Annotated in this window: 1 protein-coding gene; it reads right to left on the reverse strand. The window is 62.5% G+C overall.

The window, feature by feature from the left end; genetic code table 11:
- Window positions 1-969: IS5 family transposase (locus NKI39_RS34165; protein WP_352837550.1), on the reverse strand; the 969-nt coding region annotated here is incomplete at its 3' end.
- Between the last annotated feature and the right edge of the window lie 60 nt (window positions 970-1,029).

Here is a 1,029-nt window from a genome sequence, read left to right on the forward strand (position 1 = left end):
GGGTGGATACAGGACACCGATCATAGTCCGCAGATTGTAGGCGCATGCCGCCAGCATGCACTGCGTGCGGTTGGTCGCAAGGTTGAAGAAGCGCATGCGCCGCATGCCGTAACGCTCCTTGAACACGGCGAAAGGCCGCTCAACCGCCGCCCGCACCTTGGAGATCAGCCGGTTGCGCAGCTTGTCGCGCGGCGGCAATTCAGGGTGATGCTTGTTGGGCCGCCGCATCAGGCGATCCTTGATCTTGGCCTCAGCGAGCCGGTCATGCCTGGCATGGGTGTAATAGGCCTGATCGCCATAGACCGCCTTCTCATCGCCGCAGATCAACCGGTCGGCCGGCTCGGTGTCGGTGACTGAGGCGTCGCTCACCTCGACGCGCCGGATCAAGGTGTGCCCCTGGTCGACGCCAATGTGCATCTTGTAGCCAAAAGTGCTCTTTTTGCCCTTCTTGCCCCAGCGCGCATCCTTGTCCGCCGACGGCTTGACCGGGCCGTGGTGGCCCTTCTTCGGCTGCTTGGGCGGCCGGCCGGGGGATTGCATGAACGAGGCATCGACCAGCGTGCCGCGCTTGACGATCAGGCCTTTCGTCTCCAGCTGCCGGTTGATCTCCTCAAACACCTTGTCGATCAGCCGCTCACGCGTCAGCTCGTCGCGAAAGCGCCATAGGGTCGAATGATCGGGCGTACGGTCCGAGAGGCTGAAGCCAACGAAGCGGCGAAACGACAGCCGGTCACGGATCTGCGCCTCAAGCGCTGGATCGCTCAGCCCATGCCACACACCCAGCAGAAGGCAGCGCACCAGCAACATTGCCGGGTAGCTGGCGCTACCCGGGCCGCTGCTGCTGCGCGGGCCAAGCAGCTTGCTGATCGGCTCCCAGTCCAGCTCTTTCGCAATCAGGTCGAAGATCGTCTCATCCGACACCGCAAGACCGTCCGCCAGACTCAACTGACCCAGAACACGATCCACCATCGCGAATCTCCCTGCTCCAACCTCACAACAGAATCACTGATCGGCTTCTGTGCAAAGATC

This window comes from Mesorhizobium sp. M0664 (assembly GCF_040320565.1).
In the GTDB taxonomy this organism is placed as follows: domain Bacteria; phylum Pseudomonadota; class Alphaproteobacteria; order Rhizobiales; family Rhizobiaceae; genus Mesorhizobium.